Source organism: Intestinimonas butyriciproducens (assembly GCF_004154955.1).
In the GTDB taxonomy this organism is placed as follows: Bacteria; Bacillota; Clostridia; order Oscillospirales; family Oscillospiraceae; genus Intestinimonas; species Intestinimonas butyriciproducens.
Map to the genome: position 1 here is coordinate 540,200 of NZ_CP011524.1, position 21,449 is coordinate 561,648.

The following is a 21,449-nucleotide window of genomic DNA, read 5'->3' on the forward strand; positions in this document are numbered from 1 at the left end:
TCGATTATCTAGGTATATAATACATCGATGAGCGAGGTATGTCAAGGGGGCAACGGGATTTGTACTTGACGGCGGGCCGCTCTGAGAGGTTAAATAGAAGAGAGCGTGAAATATGGCCGGAAGGAGCGGATCAGATGAACAACTTTACCTACTATACGCCCACCAAGGTGGTCTTTGGCCGGGGGAGCGAGGGGCAGACCGGCGCCTTGGTGCGGGAGCGGGGCTGCAAAAAGGTCCTCCTCCACTACGGCGGGGGCAGCGCGGTGCGCTCGGGCCTGCTGGACCGGGTGAAGGACTCCCTGCGGGAGGCGGGCCTGGAGTGGACGGAGCTGGGGGGTGCGCTCCCCAACCCGCGGCTCTCCCTGGTGCGGGAGGGCGTGGACCTGTGCCGGCGGGAGGGGGTGGACTTCCTTCTGGCCGTAGGGGGCGGCAGCGTCATCGACTCGGCCAAGGCCATGGCCTACGGCGCGGCGGAGGAGGGCGACGTGTGGGACCTCTACTGCGGAAAGCGGCAGGCCCGGGCGGCCCTGCCGGTGGGCGCGGTGCTCACCATCGCAGCGGCGGGCAGCGAGATGAGCGACTCGTCGGTGATCACCAACGAGGACGGCTGGATCAAGCGGGGGTACAGCAGCGATCTGTGCCGCCCGGTGTTTGCCGTCATGAATCCGGAGCTCACCATGACCCTGCCCGTCTACCAGACCGCCTGCGGCTGCACGGACATCCTCATGCACACCATGGAGCGCTACTTCCACCCGGAGGCGGGCATGGCCCTCACCGACAGCCTGGCCGAGGCCCTGATGCGCACGGTGATGGAGAGTGCCAGGGTCCTGACAAAGGAGCCGGAGAACTACGAGGCCCGTGCGGAGGTGATGTGGGCGGGGAGCCTCTCCCACAACGGCCTCACAGGCTGCGGCGCGGGCGGGGACTGGATGACCCACAAGCTGGAGCACGAGCTGGGCGGGCTTTACGACGTGGCCCACGGCGCGGGTCTGGCGGCGGTGTGGGGCAGCTGGGCCCGGTATGTATACCGCTTCTGCCCGGAGCGGTTCGCCCGGTTCGCCGTCCATGTGCTGGGCCTCCCCGCCGGGGCGGATGCGGAGGAGACCGCCCTCCGGGGCATTGGGGCCATGGAGGACTTCTACCGGGAACTGGGCATGCCCACCAGCCTCCGGGAGCTGGGGGTGGCGCCCACCGAGGCGGAGCTGGCCCTGCTGGCCCGCAAGTGCGCGGCGGCCTGCCGCGGGGGCGGCGGTGCCGTCCGCCGCCTGGAGGAGGCCGATCTGGCCGCCATCTACCGCATGGCGCTGTGAGAATGGTGGAAAACAAGAGGGGGCGCGGCTTTTTCAAAAGCCGCGCCCCCTCCGTCTGCTGAAACACCTGTATGCTAGGGATCGCTAGTGGTCTGTGGCGGGGGAGCGCCCGCCCCGCGTGGGATCAAATGCCCCGGTTCAGCCGCTCCTGGCCAGATTGGTGAGGTCCTCCCCCGCCACGCGGTAGACCGTCCACTCGTCCATGGGCTGGGCGGGGAGGGAGAGATAGAAGTCGATGGAGGGCTTGTTCCAGTCCAGGCACCACCACTCCAGCCGTCCGCAGCCCTCCTCCACGGCGATGGCGGCCAGCCGCTTGAGCAGGGCCAGGCCGTAGCCCTTGCCCCGGTGCTCCGGGCGGACGAACAGATCCTCCAGGTATATGCCGCAGCGACCCAGGAAGGTGGAGAAGTTGTGGAAATAGAGGGCGAAGCCCACCGGCTCGTCCCCCTCCTGGGCGATGAGGACCTCTGCACCGTGGCGTTCAAAGATCCAGGTCCGGAGGGTGTCCTCGTCGGTCACCACCTCGTGCCGGAGCTGTTCGTACTCGGCCAGGTCCAGAATGAATTGCAGGATGAGGGGCACATCGTCCGCGACGGCCTTGCGGATGGAAAAGAGCTGGTTCGACTCCATGGCGGGTCCTCCTTACAGTACATTGATTCAGGTCCGGGGCGGCTCCTGTGTCCCGGCGCCGGGCTCCGCCCCGGCATCCCCGGGGGCCGGAGGCTGGGCCGCAGCGGCCTTGGCCTGCTGCTGGGCCAGAAGGGTGCGCTCCCGCGCCTCGTCCTCCTGCTGCTGCCGCTCCCGGCGGTCCTTTTCCTTTCGGCGGCGGTGCCGGAAACGCTTCCACTCCAGCCACGCCCCGATGAAGGCAAAGACGGCCATGAGGAAGAAGGTGCAGATGAGCCCCGCCGTGGGGGCAAAGTCCCCCTCCAGAGCGCCCACGAACTGGCCGGCGGCCCAGCCCAAGGCGCAGCCTATGTAGAAAAAGAAGGCAAACCACACCCGGCGGAGGAGCAGGGCCAGGGCGCCTGCCGCGCCCAGGACGACATATAAAAGGGCCAGCCGGGCGGTCACAAAGACCCCGGCGGTCCAGTAGTAGGCGGCGCAGGCCGCCACCACGAAGAGGAGAAAGGCCAGCAGGGCGCACAAAAGCGCGGGGCCGCTGAAGTACTTTTTCATATGGATCCGACCTTTTTTGTTTAAATGCGGCTGCAACAGGATTATACCATGCTTTTCCTCCGCGGGCAAGGGCGGCGTGTTTCGGCGCGCCGCGCCCGTAACCGGGGCGGGCGGAAGGCGGGGGAGCCGCTTTGGGGCCATTATAGCACGCGGTGGACGGGGTGACAATGGGCGAGGGCTCCGGTCGTTCCGGGATTGACGGGGGCCGCCTTGTGCACTAAAATAATATCCAAATACCCAAACAAGCAGCGGGAGGTTATGGAAATGAGAGAGATCAGGACCGCCGCCCTCATCGGCATGGGGGCCATGGGGGCGGTGTTCGCGCCGGGGCTGTCCGCTACGCTGGGGGACGGCTTCCGGGTGGTGGCCGGCGGCGCGCGGAAGGCCCGGCTGGCCCGGGGCGTCACGGTGAACGGCGCTCCTGTGACGTTCCGTCTGACAGAGCCGGAGGGCCCGGCGGAGCCGGTGGATCTGGTGATCCTGGCCGTGAAGGATTACGCCTACCGGGAGGCGCTGGAGCAGGTGGGCCGCTTCGTGGGGGAGGACACCATCCTCCTGCCTGTGCTCAACGGGCTGGACTGCGCCCGGCAGGCCGGGGAGGTCTACGGCCCGGAAAAGGTGCTCTACGCCAGCATGTGGGTGGACGCCAGCATGGAAAACGGGACGGCGGTCTATAACCCCCGGGGCATGGTGCGCATCGGGGAGGCCCGGAACGACCCGCCCGGCCCGCGGGTGCTGGCCCTGGAGGGCCTCTTCCGCCGGGCGGGGGTCCGCTGCCGGGTGGAGCCGGATATGATCCACTGCATCTGGCTGAAATTTATGGGCAACGTCAGCGAGAACCTGCCCTGCGCCCTGCTGGGCGTGCCCTACGGGGCCTATCGGGAGGGCTGGCCCGCCGACGGGATCCGCAGGGCCCTGATGGCCGAGGTGGCGGCGGTGGCCCGGGCGGAGGCCGGGGTGGAGCTGACGGAGGAGGACATGGCCCTCCGGAACAGGATCGTCTACAACCAGGACCCCGCCAGCCGGCCCTCCACCCTGCAGGACCTGGACCGGGGCAGGCAGACGGAGGTGGAGCTCTTCGCCGGCACCGTGGTGCGCCTGGGGGAGAAGCACGGCCTCCCCACCCCGGTCAGCGCCGTCATGCTCCAGGGGATCCGGGCCCTGGAGGCCAAAAACGCCGGGACCATCCCCGGCCTTCCGGAGGCGGCGCGGACACTGGCCCCCCTGTTCTGACACCGAACTGTTACCAAATTGTCCTTGACAAAGAGAGGTTACAGTTGTACCCTATTGATATAGGGTACAACTGTAACCTCTTCGCCTGTCAGAGAGTCTCTGCCTGGCGGAGAGGGTTTCCGAATCTTTGAGAACAGAAAGGGGCGCTGTGAAATGTCGGAGGCGGAGGAGCGGATCACCGACGCGGAGCTGGAGGTGATGGGGGCCCTGTGGCGGGGAGAGGGCCCAATGACGCTGTCCCAGGTGAAGGAGGCCATGGCTCAGGCCCGGGGCTGGAACGGGGACACCACCAAGACCCTGCTGCGCCGCCTGTGCCGGAAAGGGGCGGTGGAGCAGGAGAAGCGGGAGGTCTATTACTACCGGCCCCTGGTGAGCCGGGAGAACTTCGGCCGCTACAAGACCCAGCGCCTCATCGACAAGCTCTACGCGGGCAGCGCCAAGGCGATGGTGGCCGCCCTGGTGGAGCGGCAGGCCCTGAAGCGGGAGGATGTGGGCGAGCTCCGGGCCATGTTCGACGCCCTGTGGGAGGAGAAGGGGGGCGGGGAGACGTGAGCACGCTGCTGGAGACGCTGCTGCGCCTGACAGTGCTGGGGTCCCTGCTCACCGGCGTGGTGCTGCTGCTGGAGCGGGTCTTCCGCCGGCGGCTGAGCCGGGCAGCGGGTTACTACCTCTGGCTGCTGGTGCTGCTGCGGCTGTGCCTGCCCTTCGGGGTGACCCTCCGGGTGCCGACGGCGGAGGAATTTCCCACTCCCGCCGCCCAGACCGGCGGCGCTCCGGTCCAGACGGCCCCTCTCCCCGGTGGGGCGGAGCTGGTTCCGGCGGCCCCACGGCCCCCAGTGGGGGAGGCGGCAGACGGAACGGACGGGGCCTCCCCCTCCCCCGGCGGGACAGACAGGGGCGCCTCCCTCCGGACCCTGCTGACGGCCCCCGCCCTGTGGACGGCGGTGTGGGGGCTGGGGGCGGCGGTGTGCCTAGGGCGCTGTGTCCGGGGATACCTCCGCTTCTCCCGGGCGGTCCGCCGGACGGCGGAGCCGCCATGTCCCGCCGCGCGCGCCCTGCTCCGGCGGCTGGACCCGGCGGGCCGTGCGGCGCTGGCCGAGAGCCCTCACGTCCACGCGCCCATGCTGCTGGGGGTGCTGCGGCCCCTCATCGTGCTCCCGGCGGGGGTGGAGGACCCCGCGCGGCTGGAGGACATCCTCCGCCACGAGCTGGTCCACGCCCGGCGGCACGATCTCCTCTACAAATGGCTGACCGCGGCAGTGACCAGCCTCCACTGGTTCAATCCCCTGATGTACCTGGTGCGGCGGGAGGTGGCCCGCCGCTGTGAGCTCTCCTGTGACGAGGCGGTGCTCCGCACCCTGGACCGGAGGGGACGGCGGCGCTACGGGGAGACCCTCCTAGCCCTGGCCACGCCGCCCCCGCCGGGGATGGGGGTGCTGGCCGTCACCCTGTGCGAGGAGAAGGCACATCTGAGAGAGCGGCTGGTGTCCATCGCGGGCTACCGGAAGGGGGGGCCCGCCGCCGCCGTCCTGGCGGCGATCCTGGCCCTGGCGGTGGGGGGCTGCGCCCTGGTGGGCGGCGCCGAGACCGTTCCGCCGGAGACCGCCCCGCCCCGGGAGACGCCGCCGGAGGCCACCTCAGCCCTGCTGGAGGACGGAACTGAATATGACCTCCCCAACGGCATGACGCTGGCCGTCCCCGGTGCTGTGTCGGAGGAGCTGCTGGTCTTCCCCGCCGGGGAGGCGGAGCTGGGGGAGGCGCCGTGCCTGGTGTGGGTCTACGAGAAGAAGAGCTATGAGGACGGCATGACGGACTACGGCTCACCCGCGGGCTTTCTCTTCTGCATCCTGCGGTACGACCAGGTGGAGTACGAGCAGAACTACCTGGCCGTGAACGGCGGCGCCGGCGGCCTGGACTTCTTCGCCCGGGACGGGGCGTACTATTACGGCTGGGGCACCGCCACCGATGTGCAGTACTACCGCTCCGACGAAGGGGAGACCGACGCCGACGGCCAGGGGTGGAAGGACTGGGAGGCACTGTTCGAGGCATTCCCGGCCATCCAGGCCGACTTCATCGCCCGCAACGGCCTGACGGCCTGCGACGGCGGGACGGCGCTGGGGCGGGACTTCTTCTGGCCGGGGGAGCACCGCTATGTGAGCTACCACAACGCCGACTACACCCGATCCATGACCCTCACCCTCTCCCAGCCCGCCGTGCAGGGGGAGGGGGGCATCTGGTGTGTGGAGCGGTGGCAGGACAACAACTACGGCAGCCGCTATACGGTCCTGCCCTCCGCCGACGTACCCGTGGCGGAGTACTACGCCGACCTCCAGGAGCAGACCGGCAGGGTCCACCCCATCCAGGGAGGACAGGCGGACCTCCTGACCCCGGAGGGGGCGGCCCTGGACTGGCTACGGCAGGAGTATGCGGGAGAGGACATCTCCGCCGACAGCATCCGGCTGCTGGAGGGCGCGCCCGCCGGCGACGTGTGGGGGCGGCTCTCCCGGGTGCTGGCGCAGGAGGGGACGCTGGAGAGCTTCACCTGGGCCGGGGGAGCCGAGACCGGACTGCGGACCTATTCGGAGCCCGACTACTACCGGGATGAGGGACAGCAGTTGTCCTTATGGCGCGTGGCGGGGACCTGGCTGTATCTCTACGCCTGGGTGGAGGCCCAGCCCCCGGCGGCCCTGACCGGAGCGGCGGTCCGCTATACCGCCGGGAGCGGGGACGGCGTCCTCTTTCTGGCCGAGGACGGGCTGGTCCAGGTGGACCTGGACGGGGAGGCGCTGTGGGTTCGCCCGGCCTACGACTACCAGAGCACTCCCTATGACCGGATGTACGATATCTGCCGGGAGTGGGCGGAGTACGCGCCGTTTTTGCAGGACATCTCCAGCAACGCCCGCCCGTAGACGTCCCGCCTCCAGGGCGGCCCCTATACTGGACTGGAGGAGGGCCGCCGCGCTGCCCGAGTTTGACAGCTCAAAAGCCAAGAGGCCGGACGCAGATGCGTCCGGCCTCTTTCCATACAGTACATTCGCCCCAAGAGAGCAGCGGCGTTTTCAGTTGTTCATCTGCTTGCGGCGGGAGATGTTCATGGTGCCGTCCTGCATATCGCCCACCCACTCCAGGCTCTTGCCGGTGCCGTAGGCCACGCAGGAGATGGCGTCGTCGGCCACATGGGTCTCGATGCCGGTGTGGGACTCGATGAGCTTGTCGAAGCCCCAGACTAGGCTGCCGCCGCCGGTCATGACGATGCCGTTGGTGGAGATGTCGGCCACCAGCTCAGGGGGCGTGCGCTCCAGCACTCCGTGGATGGCCTCCAGGATGCGGGTGGAGACCTCCTCGAAGGCCTCGATCATCTCGGAGGAGGTGACGGTGAACACCCGGGGCAGGCCGGTCATGAGGCAGCGGCCCTTGACCTCGAAGGTCTGCTCCTCGGGCCGGGGGAAGACGCAGCCGATCTGCATCTTGATCTCTTCCGCAGTACGTTCGCCGATGAGCACGTTGTGCTTCCGGCGTATGTACTTGATAATGGCCTCGTCGAACTGGTCGCCCGCGATCTTGATGGAGGTGGATTCCACGATGCCGCCCAGGGAGATGACGGCGATATCGGTGGTGCCGCCGCCGATGTCCACGATCATGTGGCCGTCGGGTTTGGTGATGTCGATGCCCGCGCCGATGGCGGCGGCCAGGGGCTCCTCAATGAGAAAGACCCGCCGGGCGCCGGCCTGAATGCCCGCGTCCACCACGGCGCGCTCCTCCACCTCGGTGATGCCGGAGGGCACGCAGATGACCACCCGGGGCTTGAAGAGACGGAAGGAGGCGGCCTTTCGGATAAACTCCTTGAGCATCCGCTCGGTCATGTCGAAGTCGGAGATGACGCCCTCCCGCAGGGGGCGGATGGCCACGATGTTGCCGGGGGTACGGCCCAGCATCTGCTGGGCGTCGGTGCCCACCTTCAGCAGGGTGCCCTTGTCCTTGTCCATGGCCACCACGGAGGGCTCCCGCAGCACCACGCCCTTGCCCTTGACGTATACGAGAATGGAAGCGGTACCCAAATCGATACCGATGTCTTTTGCGAACATACCAGCACCTCGAAATCTGTGAAGCTTTTCCTTTATTTTAGCCCAGAGACCCATAATGTATCCCCTTTGCTATCAGCATATGTACGGTTGATCCTATTTATTATATCGGGTGTTCCGACGCATTTCAACCTCAATTTCAAAAAGAAGGGGGAAAGGGGGCGGAAGGCCGCTCTTTTTGCGGTCCGGGGGTCCGGGCCAGGGTGGCGCAGAGCACGTCGGCGGCGCCCGCGGTGCGCAGGGTACGGGCGCACTCGGAGATGGTGGCGCCGGTGGTGATCACGTCGTCGATGAGGAGGACCCGCCGTCCGGCCACCAGCTCCGGGTCCGCGGCCTGATAGGCCCCCAGTACGTTGGCCCGGCGGGCTCCGGCTCCTCCGGCGAGGCCGGACTGGGCCTCGGCATCCCGGACCTTCCGCAGAGTCTCCACTGCCACGTCCCCCAGCTCCAGAGCGGTGGCGCAGGCCAGGAGCATGGCCTGGTCGTAACCCCGCTTTTTCAGCCGCTCCGGAGACAGCGGGACCCAGGTGATGAGATCGTACCGCCCGGACAAGTGATCCCGGACACACTGGGCCGTCAGCCGCCCGTAGACCTGGGCATAGCCGCTGCGGCCTTTGAATTTGAAGCGGTGAAAGGACGCGCGCACCGCGCCCTCGTACCACAGCGGGGAAGCGCACAGGGAGACGAACTCCGGCTTCTGCTCGGCGGCGGGGCCGGAGATCCAGGGCAGTTCCCGTTGACAGCGCTGGCACAGGCCGGACTCCCCACGGCGCAGCAGGGCGCGGCAGAAGGCGCACCGGGGCGGGAACAGCAGGTCCAGCAGGACCGACGCCCCGCCGCTCACGGCTTGTCCTCCAGATCGATGGGGCCGTGCTCCTTTTCAAAGGCGCGGATGCAGGCGGCAATGAGGTGCAGGACCTGACGGCTCATCGACCGCCCCTCATAGGCCGCGATATATTGCAGCTTGTCGTGGAGCTCTCCGTCCATACGGATGCTCAGATGCGTTCGGTTTTCCATATGCCTTGCCTCCGTTCATCAGGTAAGCAAAGCATATCTTTTGCAGTAAAAATTAGATTATTTTTAGTGCATTCTTACGGCTTGAAATTTGGGCAATCCTCCGGTGGGGAGGGGCACGCCCTCCGGGGGCCAAACCCATTTCTTTTTCCCTTTGAAAAAGAAACGGTTTTGGATACCAATTGGCCGCTGCGCGGAGGGCGGTCCCCTCCACCCCCGGAGGGGGGAACCCTCCGTCCCCCCTCCTAGGGGGACTGAACAGGTGGACCGGCCTCCGCGGCGGCCAGTCTGGCCCGCAGGCCGGAATACCGCCGCTGCTGCCGGTCGTTGCGGACCATCTGGACCACCTTTTCCTCATCCCCTACCAGGATGAAGAGTTCTTTGGCACGGGTGATGGCGGTATAGAGCACGCCTCGGGTAAGGAGTAGGGGGGCGCCGTCGCACACCGCCAGCACCACCGCCCGGTACTCGCTGCCCTGGGCCTTATGTACGGTCATGGCGTAGGCGGGCTCCAGCTCCCCCAGCATATCGGGGGCGTACTCCACCACCCGCCCGTCGAAGTCCACAGTGATCCGATCCCCCCTGGGGTCGATCTCCGTGATGCGGCCGATGTCCCCGTTGAAAACCCCCATACCGGCGCCCAGCCCCCCAGACTCCTTCCACATGAGGTCGTAGTTGTTCCGCACCTGCATCACCCGGTCCCCGGTGCGGAAGAGATAAGAGCCGAACCGCCGCTCCCCCTTGCCCTCTTCCGGGGGGTTGAGGGCGGCCTGGAGCATCTGGTTGAGGGAAAAGGTGCCGCTCTGGTGCCGGCGGGTGGGGGAGAGCACCTGGATCTGATCCTCCGGGATGCCCATTTTTTCGGGCAGCCGGGTCCTGACCAGCTCGACCACGGTCTCCGCCGTCCGCAGGGGGTCCCGCCGGCGGAGGAAGAAAAAGTCCCTGTACTGGTTCCGCAGGTCGGGCACCTCTCCCCGGTCCACCAGGTGAGCGTTCATGACGATGGCGCTTTGGGCGGCCTGGCGGAAGATCTCGGTGAGGCGCACCGTGGGCACCTGGCCGCTGCGCAGCAGATCGGAGAGCAGATTCCCCGGCCCCACGGAGGGAAGCTGATCCGGGTCCCCCACCAGGATGAGGCGGCAGTCCCCCCGCAGGGCGGCCAGCAGGGCCCGCATGAGGGGGATGTCCACCATGGAGGTCTCGTCCACGATGACGGCGTCCACGGCCAGGGGCTCGTCCTCGCCGTGGGCAAAGACCAGCTCCCCCGTGTGCTGGTCGAACTGGGTCTCCAGCAGGCGGTGGATGGTGGCCGCCTCGGTGCCGCAGGCTTCGCTGAGCCGCTTGGCCGCCCGGCCCGTGGGGGCGCACAGGGCGGTCTCCAGTCCCAGGTGGTCGAAGAGGGCGAGCACCCCCCGCAGGCAGGTGGTCTTGCCGGTGCCCGGCCCGCCGGTGAGCAGCATCACCTGCCGCCAGGCCGCCATGCCCACTGCCTCCCGCTGCTGGGGGGCGTACTGGATGCCCTGGGCGGCCTCGATGCGGTCGATGATGCCCGTGAGCCCCTCCGGAGGCAGCAGCTCCCGTTGGCAGAACTCGGTGAGTCGGAAGGCCACATAGGCCTCCGCCTCCTGCATCTGGGCCAGATAGCAGGCGTCCTCACCCGCCACGGTCTCCCGCACGATCTCTCCCCGCTCCGTCAGGGCGTCCAGGGCCTCGGTGAGGGGCAGACCGTCCTCCAGCCCCAGAAGCTGGCCGGTGGCCCACGCCAGCTTGCGGGCGGGGAGGAAGGTGTGCCCGTTCATCAGGTTGTGCCGGAGCTCGAAGAGGAGCCCGGCCTCCACCCGCTGGGGGTCCTCTCCCGCCGTGCCCAGGTCCAGGGCCAGCTGATCCGCTGTGGAAAAGGATACGCCCAGCTCCTCGTCCACCAGCAGGTAGGGGTTGTCCTGCAGCACGTCCAGGGCCTGGTTTCCGTACCGGCGGTAGAGGGGCATGCCCAACTGGAGGGGGAGGCCGTGCTCCCCCAGAAAGGCCAGCAGCAGGCGCATGCCCATCTGGAGCCGGAAGGCGTCCCCGATCTGGAGGGCCCGCTTCCGGGTGATGCCCTTGATGCGGGTGAGGTACTCCGGGTGCTCCTCCAGCACGGTGAAGGTATCCGCGCCGAACTCCTCCACCAGCCGCCGTGCGGTGGAGGAGCCCACCCCCTTCACCGCGCCGGAGGACAGGTATTCCAGGATGGCCTTTTCCCCCACGGGGACCCGGCGCTCCACGATTTCAGCCTTGAACTGCTCTCCATAGGAGGCGTGGCGGCCCCAGCTTCCCTGGACGGAGAGCCCCTCGCCGGGGGCGGCGCCGGGCATGCAGCCCACCACCGTCACCGGTTCGCCCTCCCCCACGGTGAGGCGCAGCACGGTGTAGCCGTTTTCTTCATTGCGGAAAACCACCGAGTCCACCGTGCCCTCCAGGACCGTCAATTCCTTGTTCTCCTCCAAGGCGGAAAACTCCTTTTCATACCAAATACTCCGTCAGGGCGCCCATAGGGCACAGGATCACCCTGGGCTCCCGGCTCACCAGGGCGTTGGCGACGGCCCGGCCCAGAGGGTCCAGTCCGTCGTCGGCGATGACCACCGTGTAGCGCCTGAGCTCCCCGGCCCGGAGCCACAGCAGGGCCCGGACGGTCTGCTCCAGAGCGGCGCCGTCCCCCCGGGCGGGGACTACGGCATAGGCGGGGGCGTAAAAGTCCTTGGGGGCCAGGATGCGTCCAAAGGCCAGCCACCCCAGGGAAAAGAGGCCGAACACGGCCAGCAGGGACAGGAAGATCTCCAAAACAGCGTGTAGCAAAATGACCCACCTCCGCGCCATTCTATGCGCGGGGGCGGGTTTTCGTTAAAAAAGGGACGTGAAGCCGTAGGTGAGGCCCAGGATGAGGAACCCGGCGATGAGCACGCCCGCGAAGATGGAGGGCAGGGCCTTCCGCAGCGGCATGTCCAAAAAGGCGGCGGCCAGCGCGCCGGTCCAGGCTCCGGTGCCGGGCAGGGGCACCGCTACAAAAAGCATGAGCCCCAGATATTTGTATTTCGTCACCTTCCGGCCCTTCAGGTGGGCCTTGGCCTCCAGCCGGTCCACCAGATGGTCCAGCCTGGGCAGGCGGCGGCGCATCCATTGAAAAATGCGCCGGATATAGACGACGATGAAGGGGGCGGGCAGGATGTTCCCCACCACGGCGGACAGATAGGCGGCCCAATAGGGCAGCCCCAAGGCCACGCCGAAGGGGAGCCCGCCCCGCAGCTCCACCACCGGCACCATGGACACCAAGGTGGTAAAGACCATCTCGCCCAACTGATTGTTTTGCAGCCACTCTAACAGATCCAAAACGACGATCACCTCATGGGAGATATTGTACCACATGGGTGAGAGAGGGAACCATAAAAATTTTGTGAAATTTTGGTCTTTCGGTCAGGACCTCGGCCCGCCTATTTGAGGACGGTCTTCAGGTACTGGCCGGTGTAGCCGGCCTCACACCGGGCCACCTCCTCCGGCGTGCCGGTGCAGTTCCCCGGCGGGCCGCAGGCCCGCCGGGGGCCACGATGGAATCTCAGCCGCCCGAAGTGAATTCGGGCGGCTCAAGGTTTTGGCCCAGGGCCAAAACGCTTGTACGCGCCTAGCGGCGCGCGCCATCTTGCGATGGGGCATCGTCTGCCCCGGCCTCTACTTGAGCACGGTCTTCAGGTACTGGCCGGTGTAGCTGGCCTCACACCGGGCCACCTCCTCCGGCGTGCCGGTGCAGACGATGGTGCCGCCGCCGTCGCCGCCCTCGGGGCCCAGGTCGATGACATAGTCCGCCGTCTTGATGACGTCCAGGTTGTGCTCGATGACCACGACGGAATTCCCTGCGTCCACCAGGCGCTGGAGCACCTCGATGAGCTTGTGGACGTCGTAGGTGTGCAGGCCCGTGGTGGGCTCATCCAGGATATAGATGGTCCGGCCCGTGGCTCGCTTGGCCAGCTCCGTGGCCAGCTTCACGCGCTGGGCCTCGCCGCCGGAGAGCTCGGTGGAGGGCTGGCCCAGCTTCACATAGGAGAGGCCCACGTCGTAAAGAGTCTGGAGCTTGTTGTAGATGCGGGGCAGATTTTCAAAGAAGGGCAGGGCTTCGTCCACGGTCATATCCAGCACCTCGTAGATGTTCTTGCCCTTATACTTGACTTCCAGGGTCTCCCGGTTGTAGCGCTTACCCTTGCAGACCTCGCAGGGGACGTAGATGTCCGGGAGGAAGTGCATCTCGATCTTGATGAGGCCGTCTCCGGAGCAGGCCTCGCACCGCCCGCCCCGCACGTTGAAGGAAAAGCGGCCCGGCCCGTAGCCCCGGGCCTTGGCGTCGGGGGTAGAGGCGAAGAGGTCCCGGATGTCGTTAAAGAGGCCGGTGTAGGTGGCGGGGTTGGAGCGGGGCGTACGGCCGATAGGGGACTGGTCGATGTCGATGACCTTGTCCAGATACTCCTCCCCCTCGATGGCGTCGTGCCTGCCGGCGCGGACCTTCACCCGGTTGAGATCGGCCCCCAGCTTTTTGTAGAGGATCTCATTGACCAGGGAGGACTTGCCGGAGCCGGACACGCCGGTGACGCAGGTAAAGGTCCCCAGGGGGATGGACACGTCCACGTGCCGCAGGTTGTTCTCCGCCGCCCCCCGGACGGTGAGAAATTTTCCGCTGCCCTTCCGGCGCTCCGCCGGGACGGGGATCTTCCGCCGCCCGGAGAGGTAGTCGCCGGTGATGGAGCCGGGGGTGTTCATGACCTCCTCGGCCGTGCCGCAGGCCACCACCTCGCCGCCGTGGACCCCGGCTCCGGGGCCAATATCCACGATATAGTCCGCTGCGCGCATGGTGTCCTCGTCGTGTTCCACCACCAGCAGGGTGTTGCCCAGGTCCCGCAGCCGCTTGAGAGTGGCCAGGAGCTTGTCGTTGTCCCGCTGGTGGAGGCCGATGGAGGGCTCGTCCAGGATATAGAGGACCCCCATGAGGGAGGAGCCGATCTGGGTGGCCAGGCGGATGCGCTGGCTCTCGCCGCCGGAGAGGGTCCCGGCGGCCCGGCTGAGGGTGAGGTACTGGAGCCCCACCGACTGGAGAAAGCCCAGGCGGCTCTTGATCTCCTTGAGGATGCGCTCGGCGATGAGCAGCTTCTGGGGAGAGAGCTCGAGCCCGCCTACGAAGTCCAGGGCCTGGGTCACCGACATCTGACAGAAGTCGTGGATGCTGATGCCGCCCACGGTGACGGCCAGGGCCTCTTTCCGCAGTCGCTTGCCGCCGCAGTCGGGGCAGGGGCGCTCGGACATGCAGTCCTCCAGCTCCCGGCGCATGGCGTCGGACTGGGTCTCCCGGTAGCGGCGCTCCAGATTGTTGACCACGCCCTCAAAGGCCTGGTACAGGGTGCCCTGGCCCTGGGCGCGGTCGTAGGTGAGCTTCAGCTTTTCCCCCCTGGTGCCGTGGAGGATGACGTCCAGCACCTCGGGGGGCAGATCCTTCACCGGGGTGGTGAGCTTGAAGCCGTACTGCTTGGCCAGCGCCTCAAAATACATGCGGGAGATGGAGTCCCCCTTCACGTTGTTCCAGCCCGAGGCGGAGATGGCGCCCTCCAGAATGGAGAGACCGGGGTTGGGGATGATGAGGGCGGGGTCCACCTTGAGCTGGCTGCCCAGACCGGTGCAGGTGGGACAGGCGCCGAAGGGGTTGTTGAAGGAGAACATGCGGGGGGCCAGCTCTTCGATGGAGATGCCGCAGTCCTCGCAGGCGTAGTTCTGGGAGAAGAGAAGGTCCCGGTCCTCGTTTACGATGTTGATGACCACCAGGCCGCCGGAGAGGCCGGCGGCGGTCTCCACCGAGTCGGTGAGGCGGCGGGCGACGTCCTCTTTGATGACCAGCCGGTCCACCACCACCTCGATGCTGTGCTTCCGGTTCTTGTCCAGCTTGATCTCCTCGGTGAGGTCGTAGATGGACCCGTCGCACCGGACCCGGACGTAGCCGGACTTCCGGGCGTCCTCGAAGATCTTCTGATGCTCGCCCTTCTTGCCCCGGATGACGGGGGCCATGACCTGGATGCGGGTGGCCTCCGGCAGGGTCATCACCTGATCGATGATCTGGTCCACGGTCTGCTGCCGGATCTCCTTGCCGCACTTGGGGCAGTGGGGGGTGCCCACCCGGGCCCACAGCAGGCGGAGATAGTCATAGATCTCGGTGACGGTGCCCACGGTGGAGCGGGGGTTTTTGGAGGTGGTCTTCTGGTCGATGGAGATGGCGGGGGAGAGGCCGTCGATATAGTCCACGTCGGGCTTTTCCATCTGGCCCAGGAACATCCGGGCGTAAGAGGAGAGAGACTCCACGTACCGGCGCTGGCCCTCTGCGTAGATGGTGTCGAAGGCCAGGGAGGACTTGCCGGAGCCGGAGAGGCCCGTGAGCACCACCAGCTTGTCCCGGGGGATGGTGACGTCGATGTTTTTCAGGTTGTTGGCCCGGGCGCCTTTGACGGAGATGTGGTCTAGCATAGCTCTGTTGCTCCTTTATATCTTTCCACAGGGGAGAAAGTCGAGGTCAAACGATGGAAAAAACGCCGACCAAATAGCCGATCAGCGCGCCGCCGGTGCAGACGATCCAGCCCAGGTGGCGGCCGAACAGCTCCCAGTCGGAGGGCTCGGCCAGTTCCGGGTCCCGGATGAGGAATCCGAGATTCCGGCGGAAGAGCCGGTCGGCAAACAGAATGGAAATGATGCCGACGGTGGCCAGACAGGTGGCCAGCCAATACAGGGATATGTCCCCCCGGTGCCTGAGGACGGGCGACAGCACCAGAGTGAGAAGAAAGGAGACCGAAGGCTCGTGGGAGGAATCCATCTCCTGCCCGTCGGGACCATAGGCTTTGCCGCCGGCGTGCCAGGAGAAGGAAAAAGTGGACACAGGCGCTCCGCTCTCATCGATCAGCACGGAAATGCCGCCGTCCAGCCAGCCGCCCCGGAACAGGATCTCATCCCCGCGGCGCACCTCCACACCGGTGAGCACATCGGCCATATCGTGGTCCCGGGGGACGGCGCCGGGGTCCTCGACGACGATATAAGGGCCATAGTCGCCGCCGTCGAAACGGTATGTCACCCTGCCGTCGGGAGAGACCGCAAAGACGGCCTCCTTCCCATCCACCCGGCCGGCATAGAGCGTGGTTTCCCCCTGAACAGACCGGAGCAGCAGGGAGCCGCCGTATTCCACGCCGAGCCGGCCGTTGAGGATGAAGTAGAGCGCCGCAAAGAAAACCGGCATCGCGGCCAGCATCACCAGCAGGACCCTCTGAAACAGGGGGATGGCCCTCCATCTGGACATCACACACGCTCCTTTCAGCTCGAGGATACGCCTCCGTCGGCGGGGGCGTCCAGGGGGTCCGTACGTTCGATCCGGAATATATTCAGGGTGTCCACATCCGGGCAGGCGAATACGGCGGTACCCGGTTCCTGGCCGGGGAGCGCGCCGCCGTAGCGCAGGATGTCCACATAGGGGAAGGCCACGTGCATGGCCATGGGGCACAGTTGTCCCCGTTCCGTGTCAAAGTCGAAGCTGTCCCCCACCTTGTGCCCCCTGTGGCAGCCGCAGGGACCCTTCCTGTCGATCAGCGTGATCCGGATTCTCGGCCTTTTCATGGATACGCCTCCTCGTGATAGCGGTCCTCCCGCCACTTGGCCGGGTTTTGGTCCATATATGCCCATATCCGCAGATAATCGGCCTCACTGCGGATGATGTGGTCGTGGAAGCCGCCCTGCCAGAGGTCGTTTTGCATGTCCTGATTTGTAAAGCGCTTGAGGGCGGTGATCATGCGCGGCACCAATTGTGTGGGGCGCGACGACCTCGGCGCGCCTTCGGCCGTATGTTCCCCCGCATCGACGGACAGGAGCAGATGGACATGGTTTGGCATGATCACAGAATGGTGCATGGTGATATTCGGATAGGCAGTGGGGATCATTTGGAGATAGCGGTCCAAAATTCGGCCGGCCGGCAGAAGTTCCGGGCGGTATGGCGCGCCGGGGTCGTCGCGCCCCACGATCCGGGACAATATAGGGGCCCTTCTCTTGGTACAGAAAGTGATAAAATAGCAGCCTTCCTGCCCATAGTCATAGTTTGGCAGCCTGTGAAGCCGGCCCATTTTATCACCTCTTTATATGCGGTGGTCCCAATCACAAAATAAAATTACTTCCATCTCAGCTCGATGATGCGGTCGCGGAGGACGGCGGCGTACTCGAACTCCAGCCGCTTGCTGGCCTCCCGCATCGCCCCATGCGGCTTTGCCGCATGGGGACCCCGAATGATCTCACATCCTCGGGGCAAATAAATTGCCCCTGCGGCAAGGTTTTCCCCTGCGGGGAAAACGCTTGCGCGGCGCTTATCGCGCCGCCCCATCTGCGATGGGGCCCCAAGAGCTGCGGGAGGCTACTGACCCCTCAGCTCAATGATGCGGTCGCGGAGGACGGCGGCGTACTTGAACTCCAGCCGCTTGCTGGCCTCCCGCATCGCCCCATGCGGCAAAGCCGCATGGGGACCCCGAATGATCTCACATCCTCGGGGCAAATAAATTGCCCCTGCGGCAAGGTTTTCCCCTGCGGGGAAAACGCTTGCGCGGCGCTTATCGCGCCGCCCCATCTGCGATGGGGCCCCAAGAGCTGCGGGAGGCTACTGACCCCTCAGCTCAATGATGCGGTCGCGGAGGACGGCGGCGTACTCGAACTCCAGCCGCTTGCTGGCCTCCCGCATCTCCTTTTCCAGCTTTTCCACGGCGGCGTCCCGCTCCTTTTTGGAGAGCTTGGTCTTGCGGCGCATGAGCTGCTCGGTCTCCTCCTCTTCGGCGGAGAGCTCGATGACGTCCCGAACGGATTTGATGATGGTCCTGGGCACGATGCCGCGGGCCCTGTTATAGGCGTCCTGCTTCTTCCGCCGCCGCTCGGTCTCGCCGATGGCCGCCATCATGGAGGGAGTCATCTTGTCGGCGTACATGACCACAAGGCCGTCGGCGTTCCGGGCGGCCCGCCCGATGGTCTGGATGAGGGAGGTCTCGCTGCGGAGGAAGCCCTCCTTGTCCGCGTCCAGAATGGCCACCAGGCTCACCTCCGGCAGGTCCAGGCCCTCCCGCAGGAGGTTGATGCCCACCAGCACGTCGTAGGTCCCCAGCCGCAGGTCCCGGATGATCTCCTGCCGCTCGATGGTGTCGATATCGTGGTGCATATACTGCACCTTGATGCCGGCGTTTTTCAGATAGGCGGTCAGGTCCTCCGCCATCTTTTTGGTGAGGGTGGTGACCAGCACCCGCTCCTTCCGGGCCGTCCGGTCGTTGATCTCGCCGATCAGATCGTCGATCTGGCCCTCCACGGGCCGCACGTCAATGCGGGGGTCCAGCAGTCCGGTGGGGCGGATGACCTGCTCCACGATCTGCCCCGCCCGGGTGCGCTCATACTCCCCCGGCGTGGCCGAGACGTACACCACCTGGTTGACCCGCTGCTCGAATTCCTCAAATTTCAGCGGCCGGTTGTCAAACGCGCAGGGGAGGCGGAAGCCGTAGTCCACCAGGGTGGTCTTGCGGGCCCGGTCCCCGTTGTACATGGCCCGGACCTGGGGCAGGGTGACATGGGACTCGTCGATGAACAGGAGAAAATCTTTGGGGAAGTAGTCCATCAGGGTCATGGGGGCGGAACCCACGGGCCGCCCGGCGATGACGCGGGAGTAGTTCTCGATGCCGGAGCAATAGCCCAGCTCCTGCATCATCTCAATGTCGTAGAGGGTGCGCTGCTTGATGCGCTGGGCCTCCACCAGCATGTTCCGGGACTCAAAGAAGGCCACCCGCTCCTCCAGCTCCCGGTAGATCTCCCCGATGGCCTTGTCCATCTTCTCCTTGGGGGTGATGTAGTGGCTGGCGGGGAAGATGGGCAGGTGCTCCAGCCGCCGGACCGGGGTGCCGGTGACCACATTGATCTCGCTGAGGCGGTCGATCTCGTCGCCGAAGTACTCGATGCGGATGGCGGTATCCTTGAAATAGGCGGGCCAGACCTCTACCGTGTCCCCCCGCACCCGGAACATGTTCCTCTCAAAGGCGATGTCGTTGCGCTCGTAGCGGATCTCCACCAGGCGCCTGAGGAGCTCATCCCGGGGGAACTCGGCGCCCACCCGCAGGGGGACCATCATCTTGGCATAGTCGTCCGGCTCGCCCAGGCCGTAGATGCAGGAGACGGAGGAGACCACGATGACGTCCCGCCGCTCGATGAGGGAGGCGGTAGCGGAGAGACGCAGCCGGTCGATCTCATCGTTGGTGGCGGAGTCCTTCTCGATGAAGGTGTCGGTGTGGGGGATATAGGCCTCGGGCTGATAGTAGTCGTAGTAGCTGACGAAATATTCCACGGCGTTGTCCGGGAAGAATTCCTTGAACTCGGCGCAGAGCTGGGCGGCCAGCGTCTTGTTGTGGGCCAGCACCAGGGTGGGCTTCTGGACCTTCTCGATGACCTTGGCCATGGTGAAGGTCTTGCCGGAGCCGGTGACGCCCAGCAGGGCCTGCTCGCTCAGCCCGTTCTCGATGCCCGCGGCCAGGGCCGCGATGGCCTCGGGCTGGTCCCCGGCGGGCTCATAGGGGGAGACGACTTTGAAATCAGGCACGGGCAGAGACCTCCTTACAGGCGTAAAATTCCAAAGGGGCGGCCTGCCGCCGCCTCCATAGGGGGTGGAAATCGTACATCCGTCCGATATTATATCAAAACAAATGTTCTATTGCAAGGGGAAAAGAAGCCCAAGGGCCTTCCATTAAAAATCCGGCGGCTCCGCCCCGTACCACTCAAACAGGCCGCTGTCCCGGAGGGAGACCATGTCGTCGTCGGCGAAGATGAGGTGGTCGGAGAGCTCCACCCCCACCTCCCGGAGAACGGCCCGGAGTCTGCGGGTGGTGCTCAGGTCGGCCTGGGATGGGAGGGCCAGGCCGGAGATGTGGTTATGGGCCAGGATGGCGGTGGTGGCATTTTGAGCCAGGGCGGTCTCCACCACCTTGCGGGAGGTGATGTCGGCGGCGTTCACCGAGCCCTCGCCCAGCTTGTGGACGCCCAGCACCTTGCGCTTGGCGTCCATACACACCAGATAGACCATCTCGTTCCGGGCGCCCTGGCGAAAATAGGGGGCCAGGAATTCCCCGGCGGCCCGGGTGGAGTTGAGGACGGTGCCCAGGCTGGCCCGGTCCCGGTCGTACCGCCCCGCCAGCTTGGGCACCAGCTTGAGAAGGACGGCGGTGTGCTCCCCCACCCCGGGGACCTGCCGGAGGGATTCGGGCAGGGCGTCCATGACGCCGGCCAGGGAGCCGAACCGCTCCAGCAGGGCGTGGGAGAGCTCGTTCACGTCCCCCTGAGGGATGGCGTAGCACAGCAGAAGCTCCAGGAGCTGGTGGTCGTGAAAATCCTCCCCGTGGGAGAGAAACTGGGCCTTGAGCCGTTTGCGGTGTCCGTCATGGAGTCCCACGCCGCCGCCCCCTTTCTGAAAGGCCCCGCCCGCCGCCGGCGCTCAACGGGCCCCGTACTCCGCCAGGTAGGCCTCCATGCGGGCCTTTACGGCGTCGTCGATATAGACCTTGCCGTCCACCTCCCGGTTGTGGAGGAAGGCGATGATCTCCCGGACGGTGACGATGGGGCAGACGGTGATGCCGTAATCCTCCCGGAGCTCGTCCAGGGTGGAGCAGTCCCGGGTGCCCCGCTCCATGCGGTCCACGGAGACGAAGAGGGCCCGGATGGACACGTCGGCCACCTGCTGGAAAAGGGCGATGGACTCCCGCACGGCGGTGCCGGCGGTGACCACGTCCTCCACAATGGCCACCCGGTCGCCGTCCTGGGGCTTGTAGCCCACCATGACCCCGCCTTCGCCGTGGTCCTTGGCCTCCTTGCGGTTGAAGCAGTAGGGGAGGTCCCGACCGTAGTTCCGGTAGAGGGAGGAGGCCGCCGCCACCGCCAGGGGGATGCCCTTGTAGGCGGGGCCGAAGAGGCAGTCCACCCCGTCGGGGAAGTGCTCCTGGATGCAGGCGGCGTAGTAGTCCCCCAGCTGGCTGGCCTGGGCGCCGGTCTTGTAGTTGCCGGTGTTGATGAAGTAGGGGGTCCTGCGTCCGGATTTGGTGGTGAAGTCGCCGAAGGTGAGCACGCCGGAGCGCACCATGAACGTGATGAACGCTTCCTTATAAGAGTGAGACATGAGCATTGGCCCCTTTCCAGTTTGTTTCGATTTCAGTCGAAATATTATATCACTATTGAAGGGGGCGCACAAGGAGGAAGTGGGGTGGAAAAAGACGCGCGGAAAGGGGCCGGGCCGGGAATTTTTCTTGACAGACCACGGAAGGAGGCTTATACTAAAATATAGAATTAAATATACGCTTCTGTTTTATGGAAACCGGTGTAATTCCGGTGCGGTGCCGCCACTGTAAGGGGGAGCCGCTGTGCAGTCAGGACACTGGACCCGAGGGGTCTGGGAAGTCGCACGGCGGCGGGGAACCCGAGCCAGGATACTTGGACAGAATGCCTTGCGTCGTAATCTGACGGACCATCAGAGGACGGAATTTTTTATGCCCGAGATTTCCTGTCGCTGCTGTGCCGACAGGAAATCTTT

21 protein-coding genes and 1 riboswitch are annotated in these 21,449 nt (G+C 65.9%); of the genes, 4 read left to right on the plus strand and 17 right to left on the minus strand.

The window, feature by feature from the left end; all coding sequences use genetic code 11:
• Nucleotides 1–134 precede the first annotated feature (134 nt).
• Nucleotides 135–1,310 (plus strand): iron-containing alcohol dehydrogenase, encoded by a 1,176-nt coding sequence (locus SRB521_RS02810; protein WP_075705230.1) that lies wholly within the window; start codon nucleotides 135–137, stop codon nucleotides 1,308–1,310.
• A 138-nt stretch (nucleotides 1,311–1,448) separates the two neighbouring features.
• Here the strand turns inward: SRB521_RS02810 and SRB521_RS02815 are convergent, their stop codons facing one another.
• Nucleotides 1,449–1,940 (minus strand): GNAT family N-acetyltransferase, encoded by a 492-nt coding sequence (locus SRB521_RS02815; RefSeq protein ID WP_058117002.1) that lies wholly within the window; start codon nucleotides 1,938–1,940, stop codon nucleotides 1,449–1,451.
• A 27-nt stretch (nucleotides 1,941–1,967) separates the two neighbouring features.
• Nucleotides 1,968–2,489: a hypothetical protein gene (locus tag SRB521_RS02820; RefSeq protein WP_058117003.1), complete on the minus strand. Its 522-nt coding sequence runs from the start codon at nucleotides 2,487–2,489 to the stop codon at nucleotides 1,968–1,970.
• 264 nt (nucleotides 2,490–2,753) lie between these two features.
• On the opposite strand from SRB521_RS02820, the gene SRB521_RS02825 reads away from it, so the two are divergent.
• The 3 genes from SRB521_RS02825 (at nucleotide 2,754) to SRB521_RS02835 (ending at nucleotide 6,631) form a co-directional block, all read left to right on the plus strand.
• The gene (locus SRB521_RS02825) at nucleotides 2,754–3,722 is read left to right on the plus strand and encodes a ketopantoate reductase family protein (protein WP_075705231.1); all 969 of its coding nucleotides are present in this window, start codon (nucleotides 2,754–2,756) and stop codon (nucleotides 3,720–3,722) included.
• A gap of 153 nt (nucleotides 3,723–3,875) precedes the next feature.
• The gene (locus SRB521_RS02830) at nucleotides 3,876–4,274 is read left to right on the plus strand and encodes a BlaI/MecI/CopY family transcriptional regulator (RefSeq protein WP_116721349.1); all 399 of its coding nucleotides are present in this window, start codon (nucleotides 3,876–3,878) and stop codon (nucleotides 4,272–4,274) included.
• The gene (locus SRB521_RS02835; RefSeq protein WP_165366541.1) at nucleotides 4,271–6,631 is read left to right on the plus strand and encodes a M56 family metallopeptidase; all 2,361 of its coding nucleotides are present in this window, start codon (nucleotides 4,271–4,273) and stop codon (nucleotides 6,629–6,631) included. Before SRB521_RS02830 ends, SRB521_RS02835 begins: the two co-directional genes overlap by 4 nt.
• Nucleotides 6,632–6,781: 150 nt before the next feature.
• On the opposite strand, the gene mreB is transcribed toward SRB521_RS02835, so the two are convergent.
• The 15 genes from mreB to pyrE form a co-directional block, all read right to left on the minus strand.
• Nucleotides 6,782–7,807, minus strand: coding sequence for a rod shape-determining protein (gene mreB / locus SRB521_RS02840; RefSeq protein ID WP_116721347.1), 1,026 nt, complete (start codon nucleotides 7,805–7,807; stop codon nucleotides 6,782–6,784).
• 136 nt (nucleotides 7,808–7,943) lie between these two features.
• The gene (locus tag SRB521_RS02845; RefSeq protein WP_058117008.1) at nucleotides 7,944–8,648 is read right to left on the minus strand and encodes a ComF family protein; all 705 of its coding nucleotides are present in this window, start codon (nucleotides 8,646–8,648) and stop codon (nucleotides 7,944–7,946) included.
• Complete coding sequence (locus SRB521_RS15990) at nucleotides 8,645–8,821, minus strand: hypothetical protein (RefSeq protein ID WP_165366542.1); 177 nt, start codon at nucleotides 8,819–8,821, stop codon at nucleotides 8,645–8,647. The genes SRB521_RS02845 and SRB521_RS15990 overlap by 4 nt, the downstream gene beginning before the upstream one ends.
• 242 nt (nucleotides 8,822–9,063) lie before the next feature.
• The gene (recD2, locus tag SRB521_RS02850) at nucleotides 9,064–11,304 is read right to left on the minus strand and encodes an SF1B family DNA helicase RecD2 (RefSeq protein WP_075705233.1); all 2,241 of its coding nucleotides are present in this window, start codon (nucleotides 11,302–11,304) and stop codon (nucleotides 9,064–9,066) included.
• Between the two features lie 16 nt (nucleotides 11,305–11,320).
• Nucleotides 11,321–11,653, minus strand: a complete 333-nt coding sequence (locus SRB521_RS02855) for a glycosyltransferase family 2 protein (protein ID WP_242976490.1) — start codon at nucleotides 11,651–11,653, stop codon at nucleotides 11,321–11,323.
• A 45-nt stretch (nucleotides 11,654–11,698) separates the two neighbouring features.
• On the minus strand, nucleotides 11,699–12,220 hold the full coding sequence (locus tag SRB521_RS02860; RefSeq protein ID WP_242976489.1) for a COG2426 family protein: 522 nt from the start codon (nucleotides 12,218–12,220) through the stop codon (nucleotides 11,699–11,701).
• Between the two features lie 300 nt (nucleotides 12,221–12,520).
• Nucleotides 12,521–15,346, minus strand: coding sequence for an excinuclease ABC subunit UvrA (gene uvrA, locus SRB521_RS02865; protein WP_075705234.1), 2,826 nt, complete (start codon nucleotides 15,344–15,346; stop codon nucleotides 12,521–12,523).
• Between the two features lie 46 nt (nucleotides 15,347–15,392).
• Nucleotides 15,393–16,166 carry a hypothetical protein gene (locus SRB521_RS02870; protein WP_116721345.1) on the minus strand — a complete coding sequence of 258 codons (774 nt, stop codon included), beginning with the start codon at nucleotides 16,164–16,166 and terminating at the stop codon, nucleotides 15,393–15,395.
• A 14-nt stretch (nucleotides 16,167–16,180) separates the two neighbouring features.
• Complete coding sequence (locus tag SRB521_RS02875; protein ID WP_116721344.1) at nucleotides 16,181–16,480, minus strand: TIGR04076 family protein; 300 nt, start codon at nucleotides 16,478–16,480, stop codon at nucleotides 16,181–16,183.
• A complete protein-coding gene (locus SRB521_RS02880; RefSeq protein ID WP_129868770.1) occupies nucleotides 16,477–16,890 on the minus strand; it encodes a transposase in 414 nt (137 codons plus the stop codon). Before SRB521_RS02880 ends, SRB521_RS02875 begins: the two co-directional genes overlap by 4 nt.
• A gap of 134 nt (nucleotides 16,891–17,024) precedes the next feature.
• Nucleotides 17,025–17,162 carry a UvrB/UvrC motif-containing protein gene (locus SRB521_RS02885; protein WP_165366543.1) on the minus strand — a complete coding sequence of 46 codons (138 nt, stop codon included), beginning with the start codon at nucleotides 17,160–17,162 and terminating at the stop codon, nucleotides 17,025–17,027.
• A gap of 102 nt (nucleotides 17,163–17,264) precedes the next feature.
• Nucleotides 17,265–17,402: a UvrB/UvrC motif-containing protein gene (locus SRB521_RS02890; protein WP_165366544.1), complete on the minus strand. Its 138-nt coding sequence runs from the start codon at nucleotides 17,400–17,402 to the stop codon at nucleotides 17,265–17,267.
• Between the two features lie 102 nt (nucleotides 17,403–17,504).
• Nucleotides 17,505–19,472 carry an excinuclease ABC subunit UvrB gene (gene uvrB, locus SRB521_RS02895; RefSeq protein WP_058117014.1) on the minus strand — a complete coding sequence of 656 codons (1,968 nt, stop codon included), beginning with the start codon at nucleotides 19,470–19,472 and terminating at the stop codon, nucleotides 17,505–17,507.
• A 144-nt stretch (nucleotides 19,473–19,616) separates the two neighbouring features.
• Nucleotides 19,617–20,318 carry a JAB domain-containing protein gene (locus SRB521_RS02900; protein WP_116721340.1) on the minus strand — a complete coding sequence of 234 codons (702 nt, stop codon included), beginning with the start codon at nucleotides 20,316–20,318 and terminating at the stop codon, nucleotides 19,617–19,619.
• Nucleotides 20,319–20,360: 42 nt separating this feature from the next.
• On the minus strand, nucleotides 20,361–21,038 hold the full coding sequence (gene pyrE, locus SRB521_RS02905) for an orotate phosphoribosyltransferase (RefSeq protein WP_058118702.1): 678 nt from the start codon (nucleotides 21,036–21,038) through the stop codon (nucleotides 20,361–20,363).
• Between the two features lie 190 nt (nucleotides 21,039–21,228).
• Nucleotides 21,229–21,349: riboswitch (cobalamin riboswitch) on the plus strand.
• The last annotated feature ends 100 nt before the right edge of the window (nucleotides 21,350–21,449 follow it).

Bases quoted from the DNA above. Each gene is read 5' to 3' on its own strand.
- SRB521_RS02820 (WP_058117003.1), bottom strand. From the start codon at position 2,489: ATGAAAAAGTACTTCAGCGGCCCCGCGCTTTTGTGCGCCCTGCTGGCC.
- SRB521_RS02810 (WP_075705230.1), top strand. From the start codon at position 135: ATGAACAACTTTACCTACTATACGCCCACCAAGGTGGTCTTTGGCCGG.
- SRB521_RS02830 (WP_116721349.1), top strand. From the start codon at position 3,876: ATGTCGGAGGCGGAGGAGCGGATCACCGACGCGGAGCTGGAGGTGATG.
- SRB521_RS02860 (WP_242976489.1), bottom strand. From the start codon at position 12,220: ATGTGGTACAATATCTCCCATGAGGTGATCGTCGTTTTGGATCTGTTA.
- SRB521_RS02870 (WP_116721345.1), bottom strand. From the start codon at position 16,166: ATGTCCAGATGGAGGGCCATCCCCCTGTTTCAGAGGGTCCTGCTGGTG.
- uvrA (WP_075705234.1), bottom strand. From the start codon at position 15,346: ATGCTAGACCACATCTCCGTCAAAGGCGCCCGGGCCAACAACCTGAAA.
- SRB521_RS15990 (WP_165366542.1), bottom strand. From the start codon at position 8,821: ATGGAAAACCGAACGCATCTGAGCATCCGTATGGACGGAGAGCTCCAC.
- SRB521_RS02875 (WP_116721344.1), bottom strand. From the start codon at position 16,480: ATGAAAAGGCCGAGAATCCGGATCACGCTGATCGACAGGAAGGGTCCC.
- mreB (WP_116721347.1), bottom strand. From the start codon at position 7,807: ATGTTCGCAAAAGACATCGGTATCGATTTGGGTACCGCTTCCATTCTC.
- SRB521_RS02815 (WP_058117002.1), bottom strand. From the start codon at position 1,940: ATGGAGTCGAACCAGCTCTTTTCCATCCGCAAGGCCGTCGCGGACGAT.
- SRB521_RS02825 (WP_075705231.1), top strand. From the start codon at position 2,754: ATGAGAGAGATCAGGACCGCCGCCCTCATCGGCATGGGGGCCATGGGG.
- pyrE (WP_058118702.1), bottom strand. From the start codon at position 21,038: ATGTCTCACTCTTATAAGGAAGCGTTCATCACGTTCATGGTGCGCTCC.